General features: G+C 45.0%; 13 protein-coding genes and 2 tRNA genes. 9 read left to right on the plus strand and 6 right to left on the minus strand.

The window, feature by feature from the left end:
- On the minus strand, window positions 1-1,929 hold the full coding sequence (gene thrS, locus L5M11_RS20415; RefSeq protein ID WP_028759936.1) for a threonine--tRNA ligase: 1,929 nt from the start codon (window positions 1,927-1,929) through the stop codon (window positions 1-3).
- A gap of 291 nt (window positions 1,930-2,220) precedes the next feature.
- Here thrS and L5M11_RS20420 point away from each other — a divergent pair, with 291 nt between their 5' ends.
- On the plus strand, window positions 2,221-2,454 hold the full coding sequence (locus tag L5M11_RS20420; protein WP_263185816.1) for a hypothetical protein: 234 nt from the start codon (window positions 2,221-2,223) through the stop codon (window positions 2,452-2,454).
- A 241-nt stretch (window positions 2,455-2,695) separates the two neighbouring features.
- Entirely contained in the window at window positions 2,696-2,896 is a 201-nt protein-coding gene (locus L5M11_RS20425; RefSeq protein ID WP_028759934.1) for a CPXCG motif-containing cysteine-rich protein, read from the plus strand.
- A gap of 34 nt (window positions 2,897-2,930) precedes the next feature.
- On the opposite strand, the gene L5M11_RS20430 is transcribed toward L5M11_RS20425, so the two are convergent.
- Window positions 2,931-3,554: a riboflavin synthase subunit alpha gene (locus L5M11_RS20430; protein WP_259524411.1), complete on the minus strand. Its 624-nt coding sequence runs from the start codon at window positions 3,552-3,554 to the stop codon at window positions 2,931-2,933.
- Between the two features lie 33 nt (window positions 3,555-3,587).
- Here L5M11_RS20430 and L5M11_RS20435 point away from each other — a divergent pair, with 33 nt between their 5' ends.
- The 3 genes from L5M11_RS20435 (at window position 3,588) to L5M11_RS20445 (ending at window position 5,409) form a co-directional block, all read left to right on the plus strand.
- Entirely contained in the window at window positions 3,588-4,967 is a 1,380-nt protein-coding gene (locus L5M11_RS20435) for an MATE family efflux transporter (RefSeq protein WP_263185817.1), read from the plus strand.
- A gap of 250 nt (window positions 4,968-5,217) precedes the next feature.
- Window positions 5,218-5,294: transfer RNA gene (locus L5M11_RS20440), tRNA-Val, on the plus strand.
- Between the two features lie 38 nt (window positions 5,295-5,332).
- A tRNA-Val gene (locus L5M11_RS20445) sits at window positions 5,333-5,409 on the plus strand.
- Window positions 5,410-6,020: 611 nt separating this feature from the next.
- On the opposite strand, the gene L5M11_RS20450 is transcribed toward L5M11_RS20445, so the two are convergent.
- Complete coding sequence (locus L5M11_RS20450) at window positions 6,021-6,938, minus strand: SMP-30/gluconolactonase/LRE family protein (RefSeq protein WP_263185818.1); 918 nt, start codon at window positions 6,936-6,938, stop codon at window positions 6,021-6,023.
- A 162-nt stretch (window positions 6,939-7,100) separates the two neighbouring features.
- On the minus strand, window positions 7,101-10,532 hold the full coding sequence (locus L5M11_RS20455; protein WP_263193092.1) for a LamG-like jellyroll fold domain-containing protein: 3,432 nt from the start codon (window positions 10,530-10,532) through the stop codon (window positions 7,101-7,103).
- A 295-nt stretch (window positions 10,533-10,827) separates the two neighbouring features.
- On the opposite strand from L5M11_RS20455, the gene L5M11_RS20460 reads away from it, so the two are divergent.
- Window positions 10,828-13,602, plus strand: coding sequence for a TonB-dependent receptor (locus tag L5M11_RS20460; protein WP_263193093.1), 2,775 nt, complete (start codon window positions 10,828-10,830; stop codon window positions 13,600-13,602).
- Window positions 13,603-14,274: 672 nt separating this feature from the next.
- On the opposite strand, the gene L5M11_RS20465 is transcribed toward L5M11_RS20460, so the two are convergent.
- Window positions 14,275-16,158 (minus strand): family 43 glycosylhydrolase, encoded by a 1,884-nt coding sequence (locus L5M11_RS20465; RefSeq protein ID WP_263193095.1) that lies wholly within the window; start codon window positions 16,156-16,158, stop codon window positions 14,275-14,277.
- 2 nt (window positions 16,159-16,160) lie between these two features.
- Window positions 16,161-17,219 (minus strand): arabinan endo-1,5-alpha-L-arabinosidase, encoded by a 1,059-nt coding sequence (locus L5M11_RS20470; RefSeq protein ID WP_263193096.1) that lies wholly within the window; start codon window positions 17,217-17,219, stop codon window positions 16,161-16,163.
- Window positions 17,220-17,430: 211 nt separating this feature from the next.
- Between L5M11_RS20470 and L5M11_RS20475 the strand changes: the two genes are divergently transcribed.
- The 3 genes from L5M11_RS20475 to L5M11_RS20485 all read left to right on the plus strand — a co-directional run bounded on the left by L5M11_RS20475 (window position 17,431) and on the right by L5M11_RS20485 (window position 22,520).
- Window positions 17,431-18,846 carry an MFS transporter gene (locus L5M11_RS20475; RefSeq protein WP_263185826.1) on the plus strand — a complete coding sequence of 472 codons (1,416 nt, stop codon included), beginning with the start codon at window positions 17,431-17,433 and terminating at the stop codon, window positions 18,844-18,846.
- Window positions 18,847-18,945: 99 nt separating this feature from the next.
- Window positions 18,946-19,893 carry a glycoside hydrolase family 43 protein gene (locus L5M11_RS20480; RefSeq protein ID WP_263185828.1) on the plus strand — a complete coding sequence of 316 codons (948 nt, stop codon included), beginning with the start codon at window positions 18,946-18,948 and terminating at the stop codon, window positions 19,891-19,893.
- A gap of 248 nt (window positions 19,894-20,141) precedes the next feature.
- Window positions 20,142-22,520, plus strand: coding sequence for a glycoside hydrolase family 127 protein (locus tag L5M11_RS20485; protein ID WP_263193098.1), 2,379 nt, complete (start codon window positions 20,142-20,144; stop codon window positions 22,518-22,520).
- Window positions 22,521-22,929 lie beyond the last annotated feature (409 nt).

Here is a 22,929-nt window from a genome sequence, read left to right on the forward strand (position 1 = left end):
CTATTCCTCCAACAATTTGAGACTACGGAGCGAAATCTGTTGATGGATTTTAGTGGCGAAATCTTCAAGTCGCATCTTACCTAAATCGATACCATCACGGGTACGCACCGCTACTTCCTTATTTTCCATTTCTTGATCGCCAACGACCAACAAATAAGGGACACGCCTTAAGGTGTGCTCGCGTATTTTAAAGCCTATTTTCTCATTCCTCAAGTCAAAAGACGCTCGAATACCTTGTTCTTTGAAGAATTTTACGACTTCTTCAACATAATCAGCCTGTTTATCGGTGATATTCATCACGACAACTTGCATTGGGGCTAACCAAGTTGGGAAACGTCCTGCATATTCTTCTATCAAGATACCCAAGAATCGTTCCAAAGAGCCTAAAATAGCACGATGGATCATCACTGGGGTCTGACGGCTGTTATCTTCGGCAACGTAAGTTGCACCAAGACGGCTTGGCAACGCATAATCGAGCTGCACAGTACCACATTGCCACGCTCGGTCCAAACAATCGTGTAAAGTAAATTCGATTTTTGGTCCGTAGAACGCGCCTTCGCCTGGCAAAATAGTGAATTCAATATTATTGGCACGCAGAGCTTGCTTAAGTGCTTCTTCCGCTCTGTCCCACATAGCATCGTCACCGATACGTTTCTCTGGGCGAGTCGACAGTTTTACTACGATATTTTCAAAGCCGAAGGTGGCGTAAGTATCGTAAACCATCTGGATACAGGCACTCACTTCTTCTTGAACTTGGCTGTCAGTACAGAAAATATGGGCGTCGTCTTGCGTAAAACCACGTACACGCATTAATCCATGTAACGAGCCTGAAGGTTCATTACGGTGACAGCAACCAAATTCCGCCATACGCAATGGCAGATCGCGGTAAGATTTCAACCCTTGGTTGAAGATCTGCACGTGGCCTGGGCAGTTCATTGGCTTGATGGCGTATTCGCGGTTTTCGCTGCTGGTCGTGAACATGGCTTCTGAGTATTTATCCCAGTGACCAGAACGTTCCCACAACACGCGGTCCATCATTAATGGACCTTTCACTTCTTGGTAAGTGTATTGGTTTAGCTTACGGCGAATGAATCTTTCTAATTCGAGGAAGATGCTCCAACCGTCGTTATGCCAAAACACCATACCCGGCGCTTCTTCTTGCATGTGATACAAGTCGAGCTGTTTACCGATTTTACGGTGGTCACGCTTAGCCGCTTCTTCAAGACGGGTTAAGTGTGTGCTCAGGGCTTTTTTGTCGGCCCAAGCGGTACCATAGATACGTTGCAACATCTTGTTTTCTGAGTTGCCACGCCAATAAGCGCCGGCAATGCTCATTAATTTAAAATGTTGGCAGAAACGCATGTTAGGTACGTGCGGTCCACGACACATGTCAGTGTATTCTTCGTGATGATACAGCGCAGGCGTCGCGTCTTTGCTGATGTTCTCATCCAGAATGGCAATCTTATAATCTTCACCGCGCGCAGCGAATGTATCACGGGCTTCTTGCCAGCTAACGACACGTTTTACTACGTCATAGTTAGTTTTTGCCAGTTGAAGCATGCGCTTTTCTAATGCGTCGATGTCATCTTGAGTCAACTTGTGCTCAAGGTCGATATCATAGTAGAAGCCATTATCGATAACAGGACCAATCGCCATCTTGGTTTCTGGCCACATTTGCTTAATCGCGTGACCTAATAAATGCGCGCAAGAATGGCGAAGAATTTCAACACCTTCTTCGTCTTTGGCGGTAATGATTGATAGCTCAGCATCGGTTTCAATGAGATCGCAAGCATCTTTTAATTCGCCATTAACGCGGCCAGCGATACAAGCTTTCGCTAAACCAGGGCCAATATCGGCGGCAACATCGAGGGTCGATACAGCATGAGCAAACTCGCGTTTGCTACCATCGGGAAGTGTAATTACAGGCATGAAATGTCCTTTCCAGTGGTGACCCACACGTAGGGCCACTTGGTTTTAGTTAATGTAAGAGAAATGCTCGCTAGGTTAAGACAGTACAGGAGTCTTAGCCGCCTTGCGTAGCAGGGCGTTTATTCTAAGGGATTGTAGCTAAAAGGCGCAAGCATATTGACCAGAATTTGGATTGGAAACAAAAAGCAAATTCATGATTTTGCAGTGTCTTGGTAACTTCTTGGTCATCTAACTCCCCTATTCTAGCGCCAGTTTATTGGGCATCACTGAAAACATGACAAGGGAGTTGATATGTTGAACTGCATTCTACTGGCTGTAACACTCACGCACACTGCAACCGCTTTACCTGAGCCGCAGGTGAAAATTACAAGCAAACCTTTGATTGATACTCAAGTGTTACTCGTTGATATTAAAAGTGAACTTGAGCAACAGATGCAGCGTTTAACGCTGGATATTACCCAAAATGCCCGCGATGGCGTGTTACACAGCAATGAAATGGAGGAGTTAGTGACGGCAAAGGACTAGTTTTTAGAAGAGATAATGATCCAACAAGAAAATATTTAACCAGAAGGTCTATCATGCTGCGTTTTGAGACCGACTTCATCTAAGTCAGTGCACTGCACTCTGCTGTATACTCAAATGGAAAGCACATAAAGCGCACTCAGGTTTCGAATATCGACAAAGCGCAGACAATATAAGCGTACGAAGTATGAGATGCATTGATTGAGCAGAGCGATTCGCTCTATTGGCGATAAGGAGTTGCACCATGAGAGTCATGAACAAAGTTATTGCTTGTCCCCACTGCGGGCACCATCAAGATATCAGTATCGATGCCAGCTGTGGAGACCAAGATTATTACGATGACTGCCGAATTTGTTGTAATCCGATTCACTTACGCTTACACATCGATGAATCGAGACGGACGGTTGAGTTGTATATCGATTCAGACGACGAGCAAATCTATTAAACAAGATTGCACTAAAGGCTGCGATGTCACGAAACTAACGGGCTTGTTCGTTAAAACGTCTGGCCAGCACACGCTCGACTGTGTCGACGATAACTTGCGTTTGGCTGTCGATCTCAATATTGAGTTCATCACCCACTTTATACTGACTTAAATTGGTCAGTTTTAAAGTTTCAGGAATTAAGTGCAACTTAAAGCCGGAGTCACTCACCTCGCCTACCGTTAAGCTGCAGCCGTTAACGCCAACAAAACCTTTATAAAAAATGTAATCCATCCATTTAGGCTCAATGCCCAGTGTCAGATCATAATGCTGTTCTGTATGGCTAATATCAACGATTTTAGCCTTGGTATGAATATGGCCAGAGAGAATGTGGCCACCAATCTCACTACCAAAAGTTAACGAGCGCTCAACATTAACGCTTTGACCTATAGACAAATTAGCCAGATTCGTCAGTCGCAAGGTCTCTTCCACTACGTCGAAAAATACCCTATCATCGACTACCTGAGTCACAGTAAGACATACCCCGTTATTTGCCACACTTGCACCAATCGCAAGTCCCTCATGCAAATCAGGTTCGAACGCTACCTCAAGGGTATTTAGGCCATCTTTCTTATGTATTGCAACCACCTCGCAGGTGGCTTGAACTATACCTGTAAACATTTTCTGCTCGCTTAATCGTTAAAGGCTGTATTTATGAATAATTCAGGCTATCAAGCCAAACGTTTAATCCAATTGGCGCTGCCAGTACTGATAGCTCAGGTCACTCAGACCATGATGGGCTTTATTGATACTGTTATGGCGGGCCGTGTTAGTGCTGTCGATATGGCCGCCGTCGCAGTCGGCACTAGCCTTTGGTTACCCGCTATTCTGTTCGTCCAAGGTTTGCTGATGGCTTTTACGCCTTTATTTGCCCACTATAATGGCGCGAATAATCAAAAAGCCATCCAACCTTTGGCCTTTCAAGGTGCCTATCTTGCCATTATAGGCGGCATTGGTGTGATGGTTTTCCTTGCATCAGCCCCCTTTGTGCTTGGCCACATGGACTTGGAGCCTGAATTATACCGCTTAACCATAGGATATCTCGACGGTATTTTATGGGGCGCGCCCGCATTTGTGCTTTATCAAGTACTACGTGGCTGCAGTGAAGGTATATCCTATACCTTACCGACCATGGTCATTGGTTTTGTTGGCCTAGCCGTAAATATCCCCGCTAACTATATTTTTATTTATGGACACTTTGGCATACCGGCAATGGGCGGCGCAGGCTGTGGTATCGCCACTGCCCTCGTATTCTGGGCCATGCTAGTTGCCATGACCATTTACATGCAGTTGCATAAAAAATTCGCGGCTTTAGCTCCCTTCAGTAAATTTCATCGCCCAGACTTTGAAACGATGAAGAAAATGACCAAACTCGGCATGCCAATAGCAATGGCGCTGTTTTTTGAAGTGAGTTTATTTGCCATCATAGCGCTGTTACTCGCGCCACTTGGCGCAACAGTGGTCGCAAGTCACCAGATTGCGCTCAACTTTTCTGCCATCGTATTTATGCTGCCGTTATCTATCGGTATCGCGGTATCGATTCGGATTGGTTATTACTTAGGCCGTGATCGCGCTGATATTTCCGCGGTGGTCACTAAAGTGGGCTTATGGCTGGCACTATCCCTTGCTCTAACGACAGCGGTTTTGACCGTCTTATTTAGATTCCAAATTGCGAAACTTTATAATGGTGATCCTGAAGTGGTTGCCTTAGCCGGCAGCTTGATGTTGATGGCAGCCCTGTATCAATTATCTGATTCAGTTCAAGTGGTCGCAGCGGGTGCTCTTCGCGGTTATAAAGATACACGCAGCGCCTTTTATATCACGCTGTTTTCCTACTGGGGGATTGGTATGTCACTCGGTTATACCTTAGCTTATACGGACCATATCGTTCCCGCGATGGGCGCCCATGGATTCTGGGCAGGATTGATTGCGGGCTTGACCTCAGCAGCGCTGTTATTTTTCATTCGTCTGCGTTACATCCAAAAGCATGGCGTGCATTTGAGCCTTATTGAAGGTGACAGTGTTCACCATTGATTGCATTAATGGCGAGCGACAGTGCTCGCCTTTTGGTTTATCAGTTTGATTTCGATGCATTCTCTGAAGTAAAGCGAATAAAAAATTGCGGTTTTATCGGCGGCATTGTTGAAACACTGGGCAAGTTGCACAGCAATTCACCATTTGACGACAAATTTGTTTTTTTTGCTTGCCAGCCCTGCGCTATGCCCCTAATATAGCGCTCGTTCCAAGGCGCAACGCTTTTGAATAGCTTGTTAAATTTTGCGATGCACGCGTAGCTCAGTTGGTTAGAGCACTACCTTGACATGGTAGGGGTCGGTGGTTCGAGTCCACTCGGGTGTACCACTCTCTTCAAAGAGTATAAATTTTGAAATTCAAACAGTGCACCCGTAGCTCAGTTGGTTAGAGCACTACCTTGACATGGTAGGGGTCGGTGGTTCGAGTCCACTCGGGTGTACCATTTCTTACTTTAACTCCCTTTAACTCCCTTTAACTCCCTTTAACTCCCTTTAAAACCTCAATTTAATATTGTCTTACCTTAAGACGCTCTGTTTATATTTGTGACAAATAAAAAATTTTCGTGCCTAAACTAGGTGTTTTGCAGAAATATTCAAACACACCCTGCCCCCTCTGATCTGCCTAACTATGCCTCGATTGCTTAACCCACATCTATCACTGTTACCCCCCAATTAGCCATTTTTCTAAATTTGTGCCCGTTTCGTGCCAAACATGTTGGCACAAGATGTTTTTTATGTTTTTGACACTGACCACTACCAAGATAGGCACACCGCTGTTGATTGTAATAGCCGTAAAGATAATAGTCGCCTCCGTAGAAACGAGTCTTAAGTGTCTTAGTTCAATCGATTTAGGAATATTATACGCCGAGATACAACAGCTAGAATCATCACTACAGGTATTTATACAACGGACTCTTACATTATCGCTAGGCACTTAAACTTTACATGCTGTACAAAAAGTGGTTTTAGTGGTTTGTTGGTTGAGACATTGGTAGCCCATCTACTATTCACCTAGGAAGTGGCTAAATGTGTTTAGGGATTGAAGACTTGCTCATTATTTTCTAAATTTCGCTAATGGACTGTTCAGTCCCTTTATGCCGACTAACGGATAAATAAATACATCACCTGCCTGGGACTCTTTTGATAATTGTTCAGCACTTAAAGAATGCTTTGCGCTGGTGATGATAAGCCAGTCCATGTTTGGCCCACCTATGGAGATACTGGTTGGATTGGTAACGGGTAATGTCAGTGTAAGATCGACTTGGCCGTTGGGACGATAACGAACCACTTGACCGCCACCCCATTGAGCGTTCCAAATATATCCAGCGGCATCGACTTCAGAACCATCAGGGAAAATCATTTGGCCTGTTGTGACAAATGATCGTTTATTGCTGACTGATGCTGTGTTTGGATCAAAATCATATTGAAATATTTCATGTTTTGGTGAGTCGGCATGGTACATAGTCAGTCCATCTGGACTCCAGCAGAGCCCATTTGAAATGCTGATGTTCTCGCACACTTTTAAGCATTGGCCTTGATGGTCTATGCAGTAGAGTGCCGCATCACTGCTTGGATAAGAGCCATTTTCAACCATAGTTTCAACCATCGTACCGGCCCAGAAGCGCCCCTGCCTGTCGACTCGACCGTCGTTGAATCTATTATTCGTAAGGTGTGATTCTGGCGTAGCAAGCCATTGTACTTCATTATTTTTTAAATGGTATAACGCTATACCACGGTCAAACGCGACTATCAGTTGTTCTGCATTTTGCGTTAGACCAAATGAACCGACTCGATACGGCATGGCAATAGTTCGAAGACTTTGAGTCGTAATTGAGTAATTGAGTATCTCAGCAGCTTCAATGTCAGTCCACCAAATGGATTGGGTTTTATCATCCCAAAGCACGCCTTCCCCTAGAATATTACCTACGGAAATGGTCATCAGTAATTTGTCAACACCAACAATATTGTTCATAAAATCACTCATTTGGGATGAGGTATTATCTTTCAACAAATAAACATTTATAGCAATGCTACCAAAGAGAATGAGAAGTAAGAACTGTGTAAATACTGTAAATAAAAAAGCACCCTTTCGGATGCTTTCGTGATAAGCGTCAATAGCTTGGGTGTTGCTTGCCTATTGATTGGATTCGCCAAACAGATCTTGCACGTCTTGCTCGGTTATCGCTTCGTCATAGAACTTGATTTCATCGACAGAACCGGTGAAAGGTGTATCCCAGAAGTTAACGCCGACCGCAAATTTTGTGGTGGGTACAGAGAAAACGTTCGGGAAGTTGGCGCCAGTAAACAGTAAGTTACCATTGATGTAGACCTTCACATCCCCACCATTAACCGTGTACACCATGTGTGACCAAGTCTCTTTTGGCATAGTAAAGCCAGTTCTACCGTCATACCAAGCTTCACCAGACCATAATACCGCATGTTCATAGTCGTTTTGTCCGCCAGGTAATACGCTGGTCCAGCTTGAAGCACTGGCATAACTAAAGAGCGCACTGGTGTATTTGTTCAAGACTTTAGGATTCAGCCACAAAGAGACTGAATAGCTATTGTCTTTGATCAGGTTGTTTGGCAGTTCAATACCCGATTTTCCGTCAAATACTGCCGCTTTGCCCACAGCACCATCAGCGTAAGCAATGGTTCCACCAGTTGTACCAATTAAGTTACCCACCACAGTGCCAGCACCAAAGTGAGCAGTGCTGTCCGTTAGGTTATCTTCAAAGCTATAGACAGCTACAGGTGTTGGTGGCGCCATTGACTTCACATTTGCTGTGAACACTTTGGTTTGAGTGGCTTGTCCCAGCTTTATGGTTGCCGTCAAGGTCACCACTTTATCGATTTCCTCACGACCAGGTTGAGTCACACCGCCAGTGGTATTAATGATAGTCGGATCTGAAGATACCCAAGTTATTGCTGCCGCATAAGGACCCGTGACAGGTAAATGCAAATCTTCACGTACTGATGATAAATCGCCTAAATCGAGGATATCCACTGCAGATGCTAGTAATTCGCTGTCTGGTAATTTATCAATATCCAAAGCTTTGACTTCACCTGCAGTCAATGCCGCTTCATATACTTTAAGTTCATCAATCAAACCGTTATAGGGTAGATCCCAGTAGTTAACCCCAAGCCCAAAGACGCCCTGTTGGCCGCTGAAATAATCGCTGAGATTGCCGCGACTGAATTTTTCAACACCGTTGATAAAGACACGTACCAGCCCATTGCTCACCGAAAACGCGACATGTGACCAAGTATTTTCAGGTATGCGCTCACCGGTAACGCCATCAAACCAGGCACTGCCGTTACTCCAAAACATGGTATTGCCATCCCAGCCTTGGGGCAGCATGCTGATCCAAGTGTTAGAGAACTTACCGCCATCGGCTGCGGTTTCCTCATTGACTGCACCAAAAAATGCCGTTGAAAACCCAGTGATGACTGTCGGATTGGCCCAGAATGAGACAGTGTACTCATAGCTTGAAATGATCCCTGTAGGCAGTAACACGCCGTGGGTGCCATCGAGTGCCAGTGCTTCTCCTTCAAGTCCCATGCTATAACTAACTGAATCAGCAGGTTTAAATATTCTATCACCCGTAGGTTGACCAGCTGCAAACAGCCCTAAAGAGTCTGTCAGGTTGTTCTCGAAACTGTACTGCGCGATACGGTTATAGGTTTTTCTCGCAAACACAGTCACTTGATACGTCTTCGAGACTTTTTTACCGTTAATCATAATAGTGGCGGTCAAAGTTACTACCTTGTCACCTTCCCCTACATTGGGGCGAACCACAGTGCCGTCGGGGTGAATTACAGTAGCATCGCTTGATGTCCACTCTATTATCGCACCGCGTGTACCGCGCGTTGGTAGCGCAATCACACCATCCGTCGCTTCACTGACAACATCTATGCTGTTGCCTATGTCGGTTAATAGTTGTTCTGAGGTCTTATCGAGCAGTTTTGAGCCCCAAACGGAGACGCCCTCATTTGACAATGCGCTGAAGGTGGGTACCAATTTAGCGAGGGTCTCATCCCACTGCCATGCGAGAGTACCTTCGAATGTACCCAAATTATCAAGGGTTAATGTGATTCTGTTCGGTTCGTTATCGTATAAACGATATTTACCCGTGACTTCCCCTTTCACCAGACGACTCTCAGTCAGTGTGAGGTAAACGGATGTCTTTGGTGAATTGTTGGTATCTTTTTCAAAATTAATAAAGCGATAGTCACCGACGAGATCGAGTGAATCGACAACATTATCACCGTCAATTGGCGCATAACGATGTGGTGATACCACTAACCAACCATCTGCATTGATAAACATCTCATGAACACGTACAGAGTGTTGCTCATCGCGGTTAGGGAAACGAGTATGAGTAACGAGAAAATATTTACCTGTATTTTTATCAAAATAGGCTGAGTTATGGCCTGGTGATAAATAACCCTGAGTGCTTCCCGTATCGCCTTTCTCCGCAACAAATTCGAAACCACCGAGTATCTTATTACCATGTTCTTCAGGATTTTTATAAACTTGAGTCATGTCAAAACCACTGGCATCGACATAGGGGCCGTCAGGATTTTCAGAGCGGGAAACGCGAATGTTATAACCACCATTGGCTGCAAAGCCACCAATAGAAGTAAACAAATAGTAATAGTTAGTATCAGGGCTATAGAGAATGTATGACCCCTCATTAGCCGCAAATTCACCACCGGTTAGCCGCTTACCATAGCCTTGATTCGGGAATGGTTTTGCTGTGGTCTCATCTATTTTTAAGATCCAGATCCCACCGAAGTAAGATCCATAGGTCATCCACAGTTGTCCATCTTTGTCATAGAAAACAGCGGGGTCAATGGTATTTGGCATAGTGCCACCGTTATAGGCGGTTACACCATCAGGTCCTAAACCTTGAGTAATCTCATCCGCCGTTAAGCCTGAGCGCAAAAATACACCTTTATCGACATATGGGCCTTCTATCGCGTCAGCTACGGCAACGCCGATAAAAGATCGTGGGGCATTACAGACAGGTGTTGGATAGACAGGGTCATCTGGATTATTACAAAAATCGTAATAGAAATAATACTTTCCATCTTTAAGCTTGATAACATCCGGCGCCCACGAGCCTTGAACTTTATCGCCAGTCCATTTAAAAGCGGCCGCCATTTCGCTCGAAACTGTATTAAATAATGGATTTTGATCTGTGGGTGCATTTGCAATGCGTGTGATGGTGACAGGATTATTATCATCATCGAGAACCGGTTCGCCATTGGCATCAAGTACTGGCTCAATACGAGTCAAATATTGCCAGTTCATCAGATCCGTTGATTTAGCCGCAGCTAAATGTGAACCAAAAACGTAATAGGTATCGTCAGCTTTAATGATTGACGGATCATGCACTGCAAGATCATTAAAATCTAACATTTCCTGCTTGATTGTCGGATCCGGTAATTGTTGGTTCTCTGGAACCATATTGGGAGGTAATGAACCAGAATCCCCATCGCCGCCACATCCCCCAAGAATGATGATCCCCGTCATAGCAAGCATCAATTTACTCAATTTCATATAGTCATCTCCCCCATTAATATTTATGTACTTAATTTTAAAGTGCTTTTAAAGAGTTCTATGTTTTTAGGTTGATCACTTTTAACCCATGCCCTATGGGAGATGATCACGACAATCACAATTCATCATACAATAGTATGTTTGTAAACAGCAAAGATATCTTTTAACAAGAAACTGACAAATTAGGTGTTGACAGGTTATTAGTCATACAATAGCATCATTATAATTAACATAACAAAATATCTACCAAAAATTAAACAAACTTATGAAATAACTGCACTTGGGGAGCTCTTTCATGTTTACACGTTCACTGCTCAGCATAGCGATAGCCTCATCAATATCTTTGATGTGCCAAAACGCTTATGCAGAAGAAGAAGAAGAAAAAAAAGTTGATGAGATAGAAGTGATTCAGGTTACTGGCATTCGTGATTCGTTAACGAAGGCTATCGAGCTGAAGCGACAGAACGTTCAAATTGTTGATTCCATCATTGCGGAAGATATTGGTAAGTTTCCCGATAATAACGTGGTTGAGGCCCTGCAAAGGGTTACAGGCGTTCAAGTGACTGGTCGAGGCGGCGGAGAAGTGAGTGGAGTCACTATCCGTGGTCTAGGTGATGTATCTACCACGATTAATGGTCGTCAAATTTTTACTTCAACGGGTCGTTCTGTGGCATTAGCGGATATTCCCGCCTCACTACTGAACAGTGTTGACGTGTATAAAACGCGTTCTGCCAACCTGATTGAAGGCGGCATCGCGGGTCAAATTGACATAAAAACCCAGCGGCCCTTCAACTTCTCTGGGGAGAAGATTGTCGTTGCCGCCCGTAGTATCTACAGTGATGCAACCGAAAAAGTTGATCCTAATTTCAGTATTCTTGCCAGTGATCGTTGGGATACCAGTTCTGGTGAATTTGGCGCCTTGATTAATGCTTCGTACGCCGAAAGTAATTATCGCGATCAAAATATTTGGGTTGGTTCATCTGATCCTTATCGTGCCGATAATTTTGAACGTATTAACTCCGCATTTGTGAATCGTGGTGAAGCACTATCAACAACACCGGGCTCAACGCTCAATGTTAACGGGGTTGATACTGAGTATGTGTTGCTGCGCGATGCGATGGGCTTAACCGATTATACTGGTACCCGCAAACGCCCTGCCGTTAACTTATCGCTACAATGGCAGCCTAATGCCACTTCAGAGTATCTCTTTGAAGCTTTCTATAACGGTTATCGCAATGAAGATTTCAACTCGCTGCTGTTTTCATTTGTTAATGGTAACAGTCACTTCAGAAACCCAGAATTCTACGACAATACGAATGTGGTGAAGAAGAATTACATCAATAACGCAGCCTTGTTTACCAGCGGTGATGGTTCTACGGGCGAGACTGATAGCTATGTTTATGCATTAGGGGGTAAATGGGATATTGGTGACGACTTAAGATTACGATCCGAAATCAATTACCAAACCAGTCAATACACCCGATCTTTTGTGGCAATGCAAACCAATGCAATACGCAATCAGTTAGCAGTAGATTTTAACTACAATGGCACAGGTAATCCCGCCTTTGCGTATTTAGATGATCCTAGCACAACCGATATTAATGAAGGCAGTTTGACCAACGCTGCCGACTTCAATATGGGCAGTTTGTTTGACAATAGCGGTAAAGATGAAGGCGATGCGATATCGTGGAACTTAGATGGCGACTATGCCATTGAACTAGGTCTATTTGACACGATCGATTTAGGTGTGCGTTATGATAAACGTACCGCCAAATCGAAATCGAAAGATCAAAGCAGTGGTAGCTGCTCTATCAATGGTTCAAATTGTCGTTTAACGGATATTACTGGCTTATCAACAACCACGGAACCTGGCTTTTATGACGGTCAAGCCTATGTGCCAAGCAACTGGTTGTCAGCTGACGGCGGTTATTTATTGGATAATGTAGGGCAGATGCGTGAATACTATGGCCTAGCTGTCAATGGCGGTGGTTATTTAGATTCGCGTTCTTTTGATATTGAAGAACAAACCATGGCGGCCTACCTGCAAACGAACTACAGCACTGAGCTCTTTGGTTTGCCTTTAGATGGTCAGATAGGTGTACGTGTGGTTAACAGCAGTACCGATTTGGCTTTTAATGAATCGGCGGCGAGTAAAGTTACACAATCTACAGACTCTACCGATGTGCTGCCAAGCTTTATGGCACGTTACTATTTAACGGATGACCTGTTATTACGTTTCTCTTACGGAAAAACAATCAGTCGCCCAGCTTTTGGTGATTTAAACCCTACCATGACACTGACACCTCCAAATGCTGGCACAGAGGCTGAGTTTGGTTATGCATCGAGCGGTAACCCTGATTTAAAACCGGTTGAATCGCAGAACTACGATCTGTCATTAGAATATTATTTTGCGCCAAGTAGCAGCTTATATGGCGTGCTGTTTAAGCGTGAAGTCGATGGTTTTGTCTACACCACGAGTCGCAACATTGAAGTGACAGACAATTCTAATCCAGAGTACAACGCTAAATACGTACTCACACAACCTTCCAACGCGGGTAAAGGTAGCTTAGATGGTTTAGAGCTTGGATTTACCTACTTCCCCGATGAACTGCCTAATTGGTTGCAAGGTATTGGCATACAAACCAGTTACACCTACATAGATGGCAAAACCAAAGATCCGATCTTTGCCGCTGATACTGATGGCGGTGCGGGCGAGCTTATTGGTTATGAAACTAAGCCGTTAGTCGGTGTCTCTAAAAACTCATACAGCGTGGTATTAGCCTATGAAAAAGAAGAATATTCTGCACGCTTGTCCTATGTGTACCGTGACAAGTTCCTAACGGGTTATAACTTCTGCTGTTCAATGCCAACGGGGATTTACAGCGACTCAGAAGCGAACATGGACTTTCAATTTAGCTGGGATGTTACCCCTGACTGGGTACTTACCTTCGATGCTACTAACTTAACCGGTGAAGAGTTCCACTCTGCTTATACTGACTTTAACTTGTATAACAGTGGTTCATCTTTGTATAGCCGCACCTTTGCGATTGGTACGCGTTACTCTTTCTAAGCCTGATGCTTCAGCCATGACAGAAATCAAAAAGCTAATCAATTGATTAGCTTTTTCTTTTGGTCATCCACATGATGGCCTACTATCACGACATGCATCAACGATGCAGCTAAATCAGTTATTGGTTAACTTTCATAGATCGACTTTACTAAGTGGTCTGGGCAGGACTTACCCTAACTCGTTGAGACACCAGTGGGAATCTAAGTGACAGCTTATGAGCTTTGAAAGCCTCAAGCGATTTTGCTACTGTTGGCACCCTCACACTTCTCGAATACGACTTATGCCCTCTTCATGGTTTTCATTTAATGTGATCCCCGCTGACATGTTTGCCCTACTCACCCTTAGCGCCGCATTTACCTCTTTGTTACGGCCTGTTTTGGCATTGGTGGCGCAACCTTTGCCATGTTGATGTCACTGCAGCACGGAGTTAAAATTGCGGTGTTTGAAGGCATGGGGGTGTCGCTAGCGGATTGGTGGCCGCTTTTAGCATTGTGCTTACTTTGCGGCCATTCGATTAGTTTGGCAGGCGATGAGTAAGTGGTAGAGGTATAAAAAAGCAGTAACTGTTAAACAGTTACTGCACAGCGCTGAGCAACATAGGCTCAACCAAGATGTCGTTAAGCGACCTCAAATCAAACGACATTTCAAGCACTCGTTACAAACTATTTGTTGCTATTTCACCTCTCTGAAATAGAACTGCTGCGAAATGGTATTTTTCCAGACATCCTCAACGATATTATCGCCATTGGCATAGGACTCGCCTGCCACTTTCATCGATGAACCGCCCTTACGCGATACGACACGCAGTGAACCATTTGGCATAAACTCAGTTCGCCATTCACTGTCCGCCTGCTCGCAACCACCCAGTTGTAAGTTGCCATCAACACTCACTAAGCATTGGGCTTGTTTGTTCGCCGTTAGCTGCTTCGATTGCAGGCGGTAATAACCATCAGTGGTGGATGTTGCTTGCCATTGCTGGCAGGCATTGGCGGTATATTCATGTTGAACCACATTGGCATTGGCTTTAACGTCGCATTGTTGCGCCGACACCACTCGTCCACTGTGGGCATTTACAATCGCTAAATGAGATACCGGTTCAATCCGCCAGTCAGTACAATCGCTGACGCGGTTTTCACCAGTAACCACAGCTGCGCCCTTTTGGGTACTGCAATTGGCGGCTTGTAGATTTTGAATAGAACGCTCATTGGCAAAACGGAACCAGCCATCATGACTGGCATCCACTGACCAACGCTGACAACGAGAGGCGACCCAAGGCGCAGCATTCACGCCCAATGCTTCACTGTCTTGGCAATTTTCTTGGGTGAGAAAAGTGCCTTCGGCCACGTTAGCAAATCGATAAAGCCCGTCATTGGTGGGATCAATCACCCAAGTACTGGCTTTATCGTCACAACGGCTAACGCTGACATCGCCCTTGGCATTAGTGATGAGGCACTGGTCAGTATCATGGTTAACAATGCGGTATTTTACCCCTTCAACTTTGGCTTTCAATGGCCCAAACTCGCCACTAGGAACGCGTAAGGGTTGCTTATCTGCCATTGGCTCACCAAAGTGAGGCAGGCCTTTGTCATCCCACTTAAAGGGTTGGGCTCTAGCGGAACGTGTGCCACTGCAGCCATCTGTGGGTGAAGAGTTGCCGTGGTAAACCAACCAATCTTCACTGCCGTCGGGGGAGGTAAAGAATCCGTGATGTCCAGGACCATAAACCCCATTGGCTTTACTGAAAAAAGGCTTGTCGTATTTAGTCCACGCTGCGGGATCCATAGGATCGGCGCCCGTGAGCTCGACCACGCCAAGTGAGTAATCTTCTGTATTACAAAAACTTGCCGAATGCACAAGGAAGGTGCGCCCTTGGTGCTGAATGATTTCTGGTCCTTCGTTAACGTTTAGACCGGACTTTTCCCACGCATAAATAGGCTGAGTGATCACCTTATGCTCGCCTTCAACGGTCCAGGGATTGCTCATTTTAGCGATTAAATTGACTTGATCTTTACCGTGCCACTCAGACCAGAGGAAATACAACTGTCCCTTATATTCCAAATAACTGCCGTCGATATTCCAATGATCCGGCATAGGCGTACCTTTATAGGTGTATGGCCCCATGGGATCGCTGCCTTCACTTTCAAGGATATGATTGCGCTGACCGTCGAAGTTTTCTGCAACGCCTGAGGTATAAATGACATACCAGCGTAGACCATCGACGGTTTGCATCGGATGGAATTCAAATGCCCAAAAATTACAGCAACGGGATTTATCTGTACCAGTCCAAATATTGTGCGCGGGAGCATCGGCAAGCCCGGCAATCGTGGGCGATTTGCGCATCACTAATTCAGAAGTCCACGTTGTCGTGGTCAGATAATAGTTACCATTAAAGTATTCAAGCCAAGGATCTGCGCCATTTCTAAACAAAGGGTTGGCAAACGTTTCGCTGGTGATGCGGTTATCGTCCGTTGATATGGGCGATGCTTGAACCATATCTGCCCCCAAGCAGGATGACAGCGCCATTACGGCGACTAATTTAGTCAGAGAATGAGTCATTGTTATTTATTTCCTACTGAGTCAACTAATACACTTTGATATTGGGTGAGCGCGTTAGGGTCGACCACTGGCCAACCTTGGTTCCATGTCAGTTCAGCAAATTTGAGTTTTTGTAAGCCATTATCGGCGGATTCGTAGGCGTGAAAGACTAAATAATCTTTTCCATCAAATTGATACACGCTGTTGTGCCCCAATCCTGGCCATGCCTTAGTACCGTTAAGCAACACGGAGCCGCCACCTTGAGCCATGTCTTTACCGGCTTTATCAAGATAAGGGCCCGTCACTGATTTCGAGCGGCCAACCGCTAAATGATAGGTACTGTCGTCACCACGGCAGCAAAGACCGTAGGAGACAAATAAATAGTAAAAATCCGCTTTTTTATAAATAAATGGGGCTTCAATTTGCGCTGGGCCGGGTTCGGTTTCTGCTAGCAGTGCAGGACGTGCTAGCTTGGCTAAGGTATGCCATTCCTGCGGCTCGGCAATCGAGATAAAGTCACTATTGAGTTTAACGAGCTTCAACCCTTGCCAGAATGAACCGAAACTCATCCAAGGCGTGCCTTGTTCATCGACAATAATATTCGGGTCAATGGCATTCCACGCATCGCGGTCGGGAATAGACTGCAACACCATGCCCTTATCAAGCCACTGATAATTTTTTGATTGTTTATCAAGAGTTTTATTGACGGTTACACCAATCGCGGAGGTATTTTTACCAAAGGCCGAGACAGAGTAATAAAGGTAAAAACTGCCGTTATGCTCAATGATATCCGGCGCCCATAGGTGACCATTAAAACCCGGTGCAACACTGCGAGCCCATGTGGGCTCAGTGTCGAATACCCTGCCCGCTAATGCCCAGTGCACTTTATCCTTGGAAGAATAATAAGTAATGCCAGGGCCGGTACTAAACAGATAATAGTTCCCCGCTTCTTGCGCCATTACCGGATCATGAATACTCACCTGTTTTGCGCTGATGCTACCGACAGTGCCAAGAAGGCCGAGCAGCAAGGCACAGTTGAACCGCTTAAGGTATTTTTTAGATGAAACAGACAGTGGTGGCATCAATACTCCTTAATGAAACAAGATCCAATATAATAAAATAGCTATTATGCTATTGTATGATGATTGAGGTTATCATACTATCAAGACAAATAAGTAACAATCCAATGTGGGAAAATTAACAGTTAGAGAATGTATTAACATGGGGAATACGCTATAACGTGTTGCTGGTACATTAACTCACTGTTTATAAAAAATATAATAAGGATTTCTGATGAGTTCTCATAAACTGTCGGTCATTGAAAAGATCGGATACGGCTCTGGGGATATGGCCGTAAACGTGGTGATGTCTTCAATGATGTTAATTATTACCTTCTTTTATACTGACATCTTTGGCCTAAAACCTGCTGATGTGGGAATTTTGTTTTTGCTGGTTCGTTTAATCGATGCCATTACCGATCCACTCATGGGCATTATTAACGATAAAGTAACCACACGTTGGGGTCGTTATCGCCCTTACTTCCTGTTTATGGCGGTGCCGTTTGGACTGTCAGTCTTTTTAACCTTTAGTACACCGGACTGGGACTACAACGCCAAACTGATTTGGGCTTATTCCACTTATATTCTGGTGACGATTATTTTCACTACAGTCACTATTCCTTATATTTCCATTATTAGCGTATTAACAGACAACCCCAAAGAGCGCTTATCCGCCAATGGCTATCGACTATTCTTCGCTAAAATTGCCGCTTTTTTAGTGACCATTATTGTGCCTATGCTGGCAGCATCTTGGGGCGGTGATAACCTTGCTGCTGGCTATCAAAAGGCCATGGGGGTAATGGCATTAATGGCAACATTGTTGTTTTTATTCTGTTTCTTTACCACTAAAGAGCGTGTGGCCTACAAAGTAGAAACTAAGCCTATTGGTACACAATTGAAGTTGCTATTAAAGAACGATCAATGGTTAGTGCTGTGTTCTATCTGCGTGATAGGCACAGTCGGTTACGTTATTCGCGGCTCAGTTGCCGCCTATTACGCGACATATTACCTCGGTGGCGACGCCAAAATGCTGTCGGCATTTCTCTCAACCGGTGTTGGCGCCGCGATTCTGGCGATGGTGGCCTCAACCTGGATCACTAAGCGTTACTGTAAGCTTAAGCTGTTCCGCTATAGCCAACTCATCGTTGGTATTTTAAGTGTACTGATGTTCTTTACCGTGCAGCCAGGCGATATCGTACTTGCCTTTGTGCTCTATTTTGCCATCTCCTTTGTGGTGGATTTACATGCTCCTGTCTTTTGGTCAGTGATTTCTGAATCGGTCGATTACGGCACGGTTAAAACAGGTCATAGGGTTTCGGGTTTAGCTTTTGGTGGGATCTCATTCGCCCAAAAAGCGGGTATGGGCGCCGCAGGTTTTGTAGTGGGCATGTTACTGACTTACTTCAACTATCAACCAGGGCAAGTACAAAGCAGTTTCACCCTGACAGGGATTTCCTTGATGTTAACTGTCATTCCTGGTGCTTTCCACGCGCTGATGGGGTTGTTGATGTTTAAGTACAAAATATCTGACCGTGTTTATGAAGATATCAAGCAAGCACTACCCGATATGGAAATTCTTAATGAAGAGGCCACGCCTAAGCCTAAGCACACAACTCAAGGCGGTAATGGCGATCCAAAAGTCTCGGTGTAGCGGTGTTGATTCAATGATAGATCTGCTATTTGGATCAGTGATGTTAATTTTTCAAGTTCATTTTTTGTAATCCGGTTTTGGAATAGTTTGGAGTAAAAGATGTTAAAGCTCAGCCCTTTAATTGAACAACGTGCCGACCCTTTTATTTATAAGTACACGGATGGTTTTTATTATTTCACCGCGTCAGTGCCGCAGTACGACCGCATTGAATTACGCAGAGCGACCACGATTGCAGGACTTGCCGATGCGACTCCGGTTGATGTGTGGCATAAACCGGATACGGGTGCATATTCTGACTTAGTATGGGCGCCAGAAATCCATTTTAATCAAGGTGCTTGGTATCTCTATGTTGCAATTGCGCCGAGCCGAGAAATTAAAGATGCGCTGTTTCAACATCGCATGTATGTGCTGCGTTGTAATGATGCCAACCCACTGACGGGCGAATGGCAGTTCCTTGGTCAGCTCGATACCGGTATCGACACTTTCTGCCTCGATGCAACAACCTTTGAACACAATGGTCAGCTGTACTATGTGTGGGCACAAAAGGCCCCAGACATCCAAGGCAATAGCAATCTTTACATTGCCAAAATGGACACACCAGACAAGATAAACTCAACGCCTGTCATGTTAACCAAGCCTGAATATCCATGGGAGATCAAAGGCTTTTGGGTTAACGAAGGTCCGTCCGTACTAAAACGTCATGGCAAAATCTTTATCACCTATTCCGCCAGTGCTACCGATGAAAATTATTGCATGGGTTTACTGTCTATTGATGAGAATGCCGATTTACTCGATGCAACTCAATGGCATAAAGCATCAGAACCTGTGATGACAAGTTGTTATGAGCACGGTGTTTACGGTGCGGGACATAACAGTTTTACCTTAGCGGAAGATGGTGAAACCGATCTATTGATATACCACGCGCGCACCTACACTGAAATTGAAGGCGACCCGTTATGGGATCCTAACCGCCATACCTATGTGAAGGCATTACGTTGGGATGATGTGGGTATGCCAGTATTTGGTAAACCTTCTATTCAGGAATAGAGCGTTCTTGCATTTAAAGCTGCTGACCTAAAACCTTTAGCTTATGCCCTTAGCTCAAGCTCTTATTTTAAGTTCTGAGTTTAAAGCCCCTTCTATTTGGGGCTTTTTATTAGCGATATTTTTTGTGGTGCAAGTGTCCGCATTACGCAAATGTTTGTGAGACTGCAAGTCTATTATTGCCCACTGTTCTAAACCGAATAGCTAGTGTGAGATGAGTTTTACGTGCCTAAACTTTAAAGGGATCTGATATGAAATCCGCATTATTCTTAAGCCTCTGTTTATTCACACCACTCGGCTTTGCAGCACCAAGTGCTATCCCACTTAATGATGTGCGTATTACCGCCGGCCCTTTTCTGCATGCCCAGCAAACCGACTTGCACTACATCATGTCGATGGATCCCGAACGGTTATTAGCGCCCTATCGTAAGGATGCAGGCATAGCGACCACAGCTGAAAATTATCCTAATTGGGAAGATACGGGTTTAGATGGTCATATCGGCGGACATTATCTTTCAGCGCTTGCGCTGATGTACGCGGCGACGGGCGATGAAGCCGTATTAGCACGACTCAATTACATGGTGGCCGAGTTAGAAAAGTGTCAGCAAGCCCATGGCAATGGTTATCTTGGCGGTGTGCCCAATAGCCGTCTGCTATGGCAGCAAATCGAGCAAGGTAAGATAGAGGCTGATTTATTCACCCTCAACCAAGCTTGGGCGCCTTGGTACAATGTCCATAAAGTGTTTGCAGGCTTAAGGGATGCCTATCTGTACACCAATAATCCAACCGCGAAAAAAATGCTGGTGAATTTCGCCGATTGGATGCTGCATTTAAGCAATAAGCTGGGTGATGAACAGTTGCAACTGATGCTGCGTACCGAATATGGCGGCTTAAACGAAACCTTAGCCGATGTTTACGCCATCACAGGGCAAAATAAATACTTAGCTCTAGCTAAACGCTATACCGATCAATCCTTGCTGCAGCCACTGTTACACCACAAAGACAAACTCACGGGTTTACATGCTAATACGCAAATTCCGAAAATCGTCGGCGTCGCCCGCATTGCAGAGTTAAGTAATAACAAGGTTTGGTTAGACAGTGCCGATTTCTTCTGGCAGCAAGTCGTGCATAAGCGCACGGCATCCATTGGCGGTAACAGTGTGCGGGAGCATTTTCATCCCAGTGACGATTTCAGCAGCATGTTGGAATCGGCCGAAGGGCCCGAAACCTGTAACACCTACAACATGCTAAAACTGTCTAAGCTACTCTATGAAAACAAGCTACTCGATGAAAATAAAGCCGATTTAGCTTATATCGAGTACTACGAGCGCGCCCTTTATAATCACATTTTGTCGTCTCAACACCCTGATAACGGTGGACTTGTGTACTTTACGCCTATGAGGCCCGATCATTACCGCGTCTATTCCTCTGCCCAGCAAAGTATGTGGTGTTGTGTCGGTTCTGGGATTGAAAATCACGCTAAGTATGGCGAACTCATTTACGCCAGCGAGGGTGATGAGTTTTATGTGAATCTGTTTGTCGACTCCGAGGTACATTGGCAGGAAAAAGGTATTACCGTTACGCAGAAAACCTTGTTCCCTGATGCTAGTACCTCAGAAATAACCTTAGACAAGGATGCGCAGTTTGCCCTTAATGTGCGATATCCGCAGTGGGTGCAACATGATGATTTAACGCTGAGTATTAATGGTCAAGCGCAAAAGTTTAACGCCGTTGCAGGCCAGTACATCAAGATCAAACGTCAGTGGCATAAGGGCGATAAGATCAGCATCACCTTACCCATGACTGTGACGTTAGAACAAATACCCGATAAAAGCTCTTATTACTCAGTCCTGTATGGGCCGATTGTTCTGGCGGCCAAAACACAGCCGATTGTCAATGAATCCTTAAACTTTATCGGTGATAGTAGCCGCATGGGCCACATTGCCAAAGGCCCTATGTGTGAATCCGACCAAGCGCCGATTTTTATTAGCGATGGCACCGCATTTTTACAGCAGATCACCCGCTTGCCGTTCAGTGAACTTAAGTTTTCTACCGGCAAGGCGCGGATGAATCAGGCTAAATCCTTAGAGCTGATCCCCTTCTTTCGCCTCCACGACAGTCGTTACACGGTTTATTTTGGTCAAAGTGCGCCTAATGAGTGGCAACAGCGACAGCAAGCTCTGAGTATGAAATCTCAATTGGAAGCTAAACTTACGGCGCAGACACTCGATATCGTCTTACCCGGTGAGCAACAACCTGAAGCTGATCATTTCTTTAAGGCATCTAAGAGTGAAGCCGGACTCAATGGCACTCGCCATTGGCGCCACGCCCACGATTGGTTTAGTTATCAGTTGAATGCAAAGGGAGAAACCGCACCGCTGTTAAGGCTCACCTACTTCGGCTTAGATACAGGCCGAGAGTTTGAGATCCACATTAACGACAAGTTACTCGCAGCCGTGACATTGAGTGGAGAAAAAGGCGCAGACTTTTATAGCCAAGACTACCCTATTCCCGCCGAAATGCTGAGCGCCCCCACTCAGCCCTTTACCGTTAAGTTTGTCGCTAAAGCTGGCTCGATTGCAGGTGGTTTATATGAAGTAAGATTACTGAAGTCCACTGAACATCTGTAATAATGTGAGAGTAATAAAGTCTATTTCACAAATCGTTACAGTGAATCAGACTTGCCTAGTCTGGTTCACGGGCTGAACCCAATCATTTCACGTTAGCTTTTGGCTAACGTGTTTTTGCCCAAAACGGGGTTTCGATAAATAGTGTGCTTGTAAAAATCGAACACTCAGTAAAATCGTAAGCGTCCATTTTAGGACGTATTGACGCCTTATAGATTTCGGCCAAGCATCCTGGCTAGATGTCTTTCATGATCTGCACCAGTCCTGGTGGGATTTTCCACTGGCGGTTATCATCGCTGACCACCATCACTGATTTCTTGTTGATTTTGATAACCACCCCGAACACTTGGCCTTCTTTGGCCTTGAAGTGGACTTTTTGGCCTAAACGTAGCTGGCTTAGAACATTGATGTC

The organism is Shewanella sp. SM87 (genome assembly GCF_025653705.1).
In the GTDB taxonomy this organism is placed as follows: domain Bacteria; phylum Pseudomonadota; class Gammaproteobacteria; order Enterobacterales; family Shewanellaceae; genus Shewanella; species Shewanella oncorhynchi.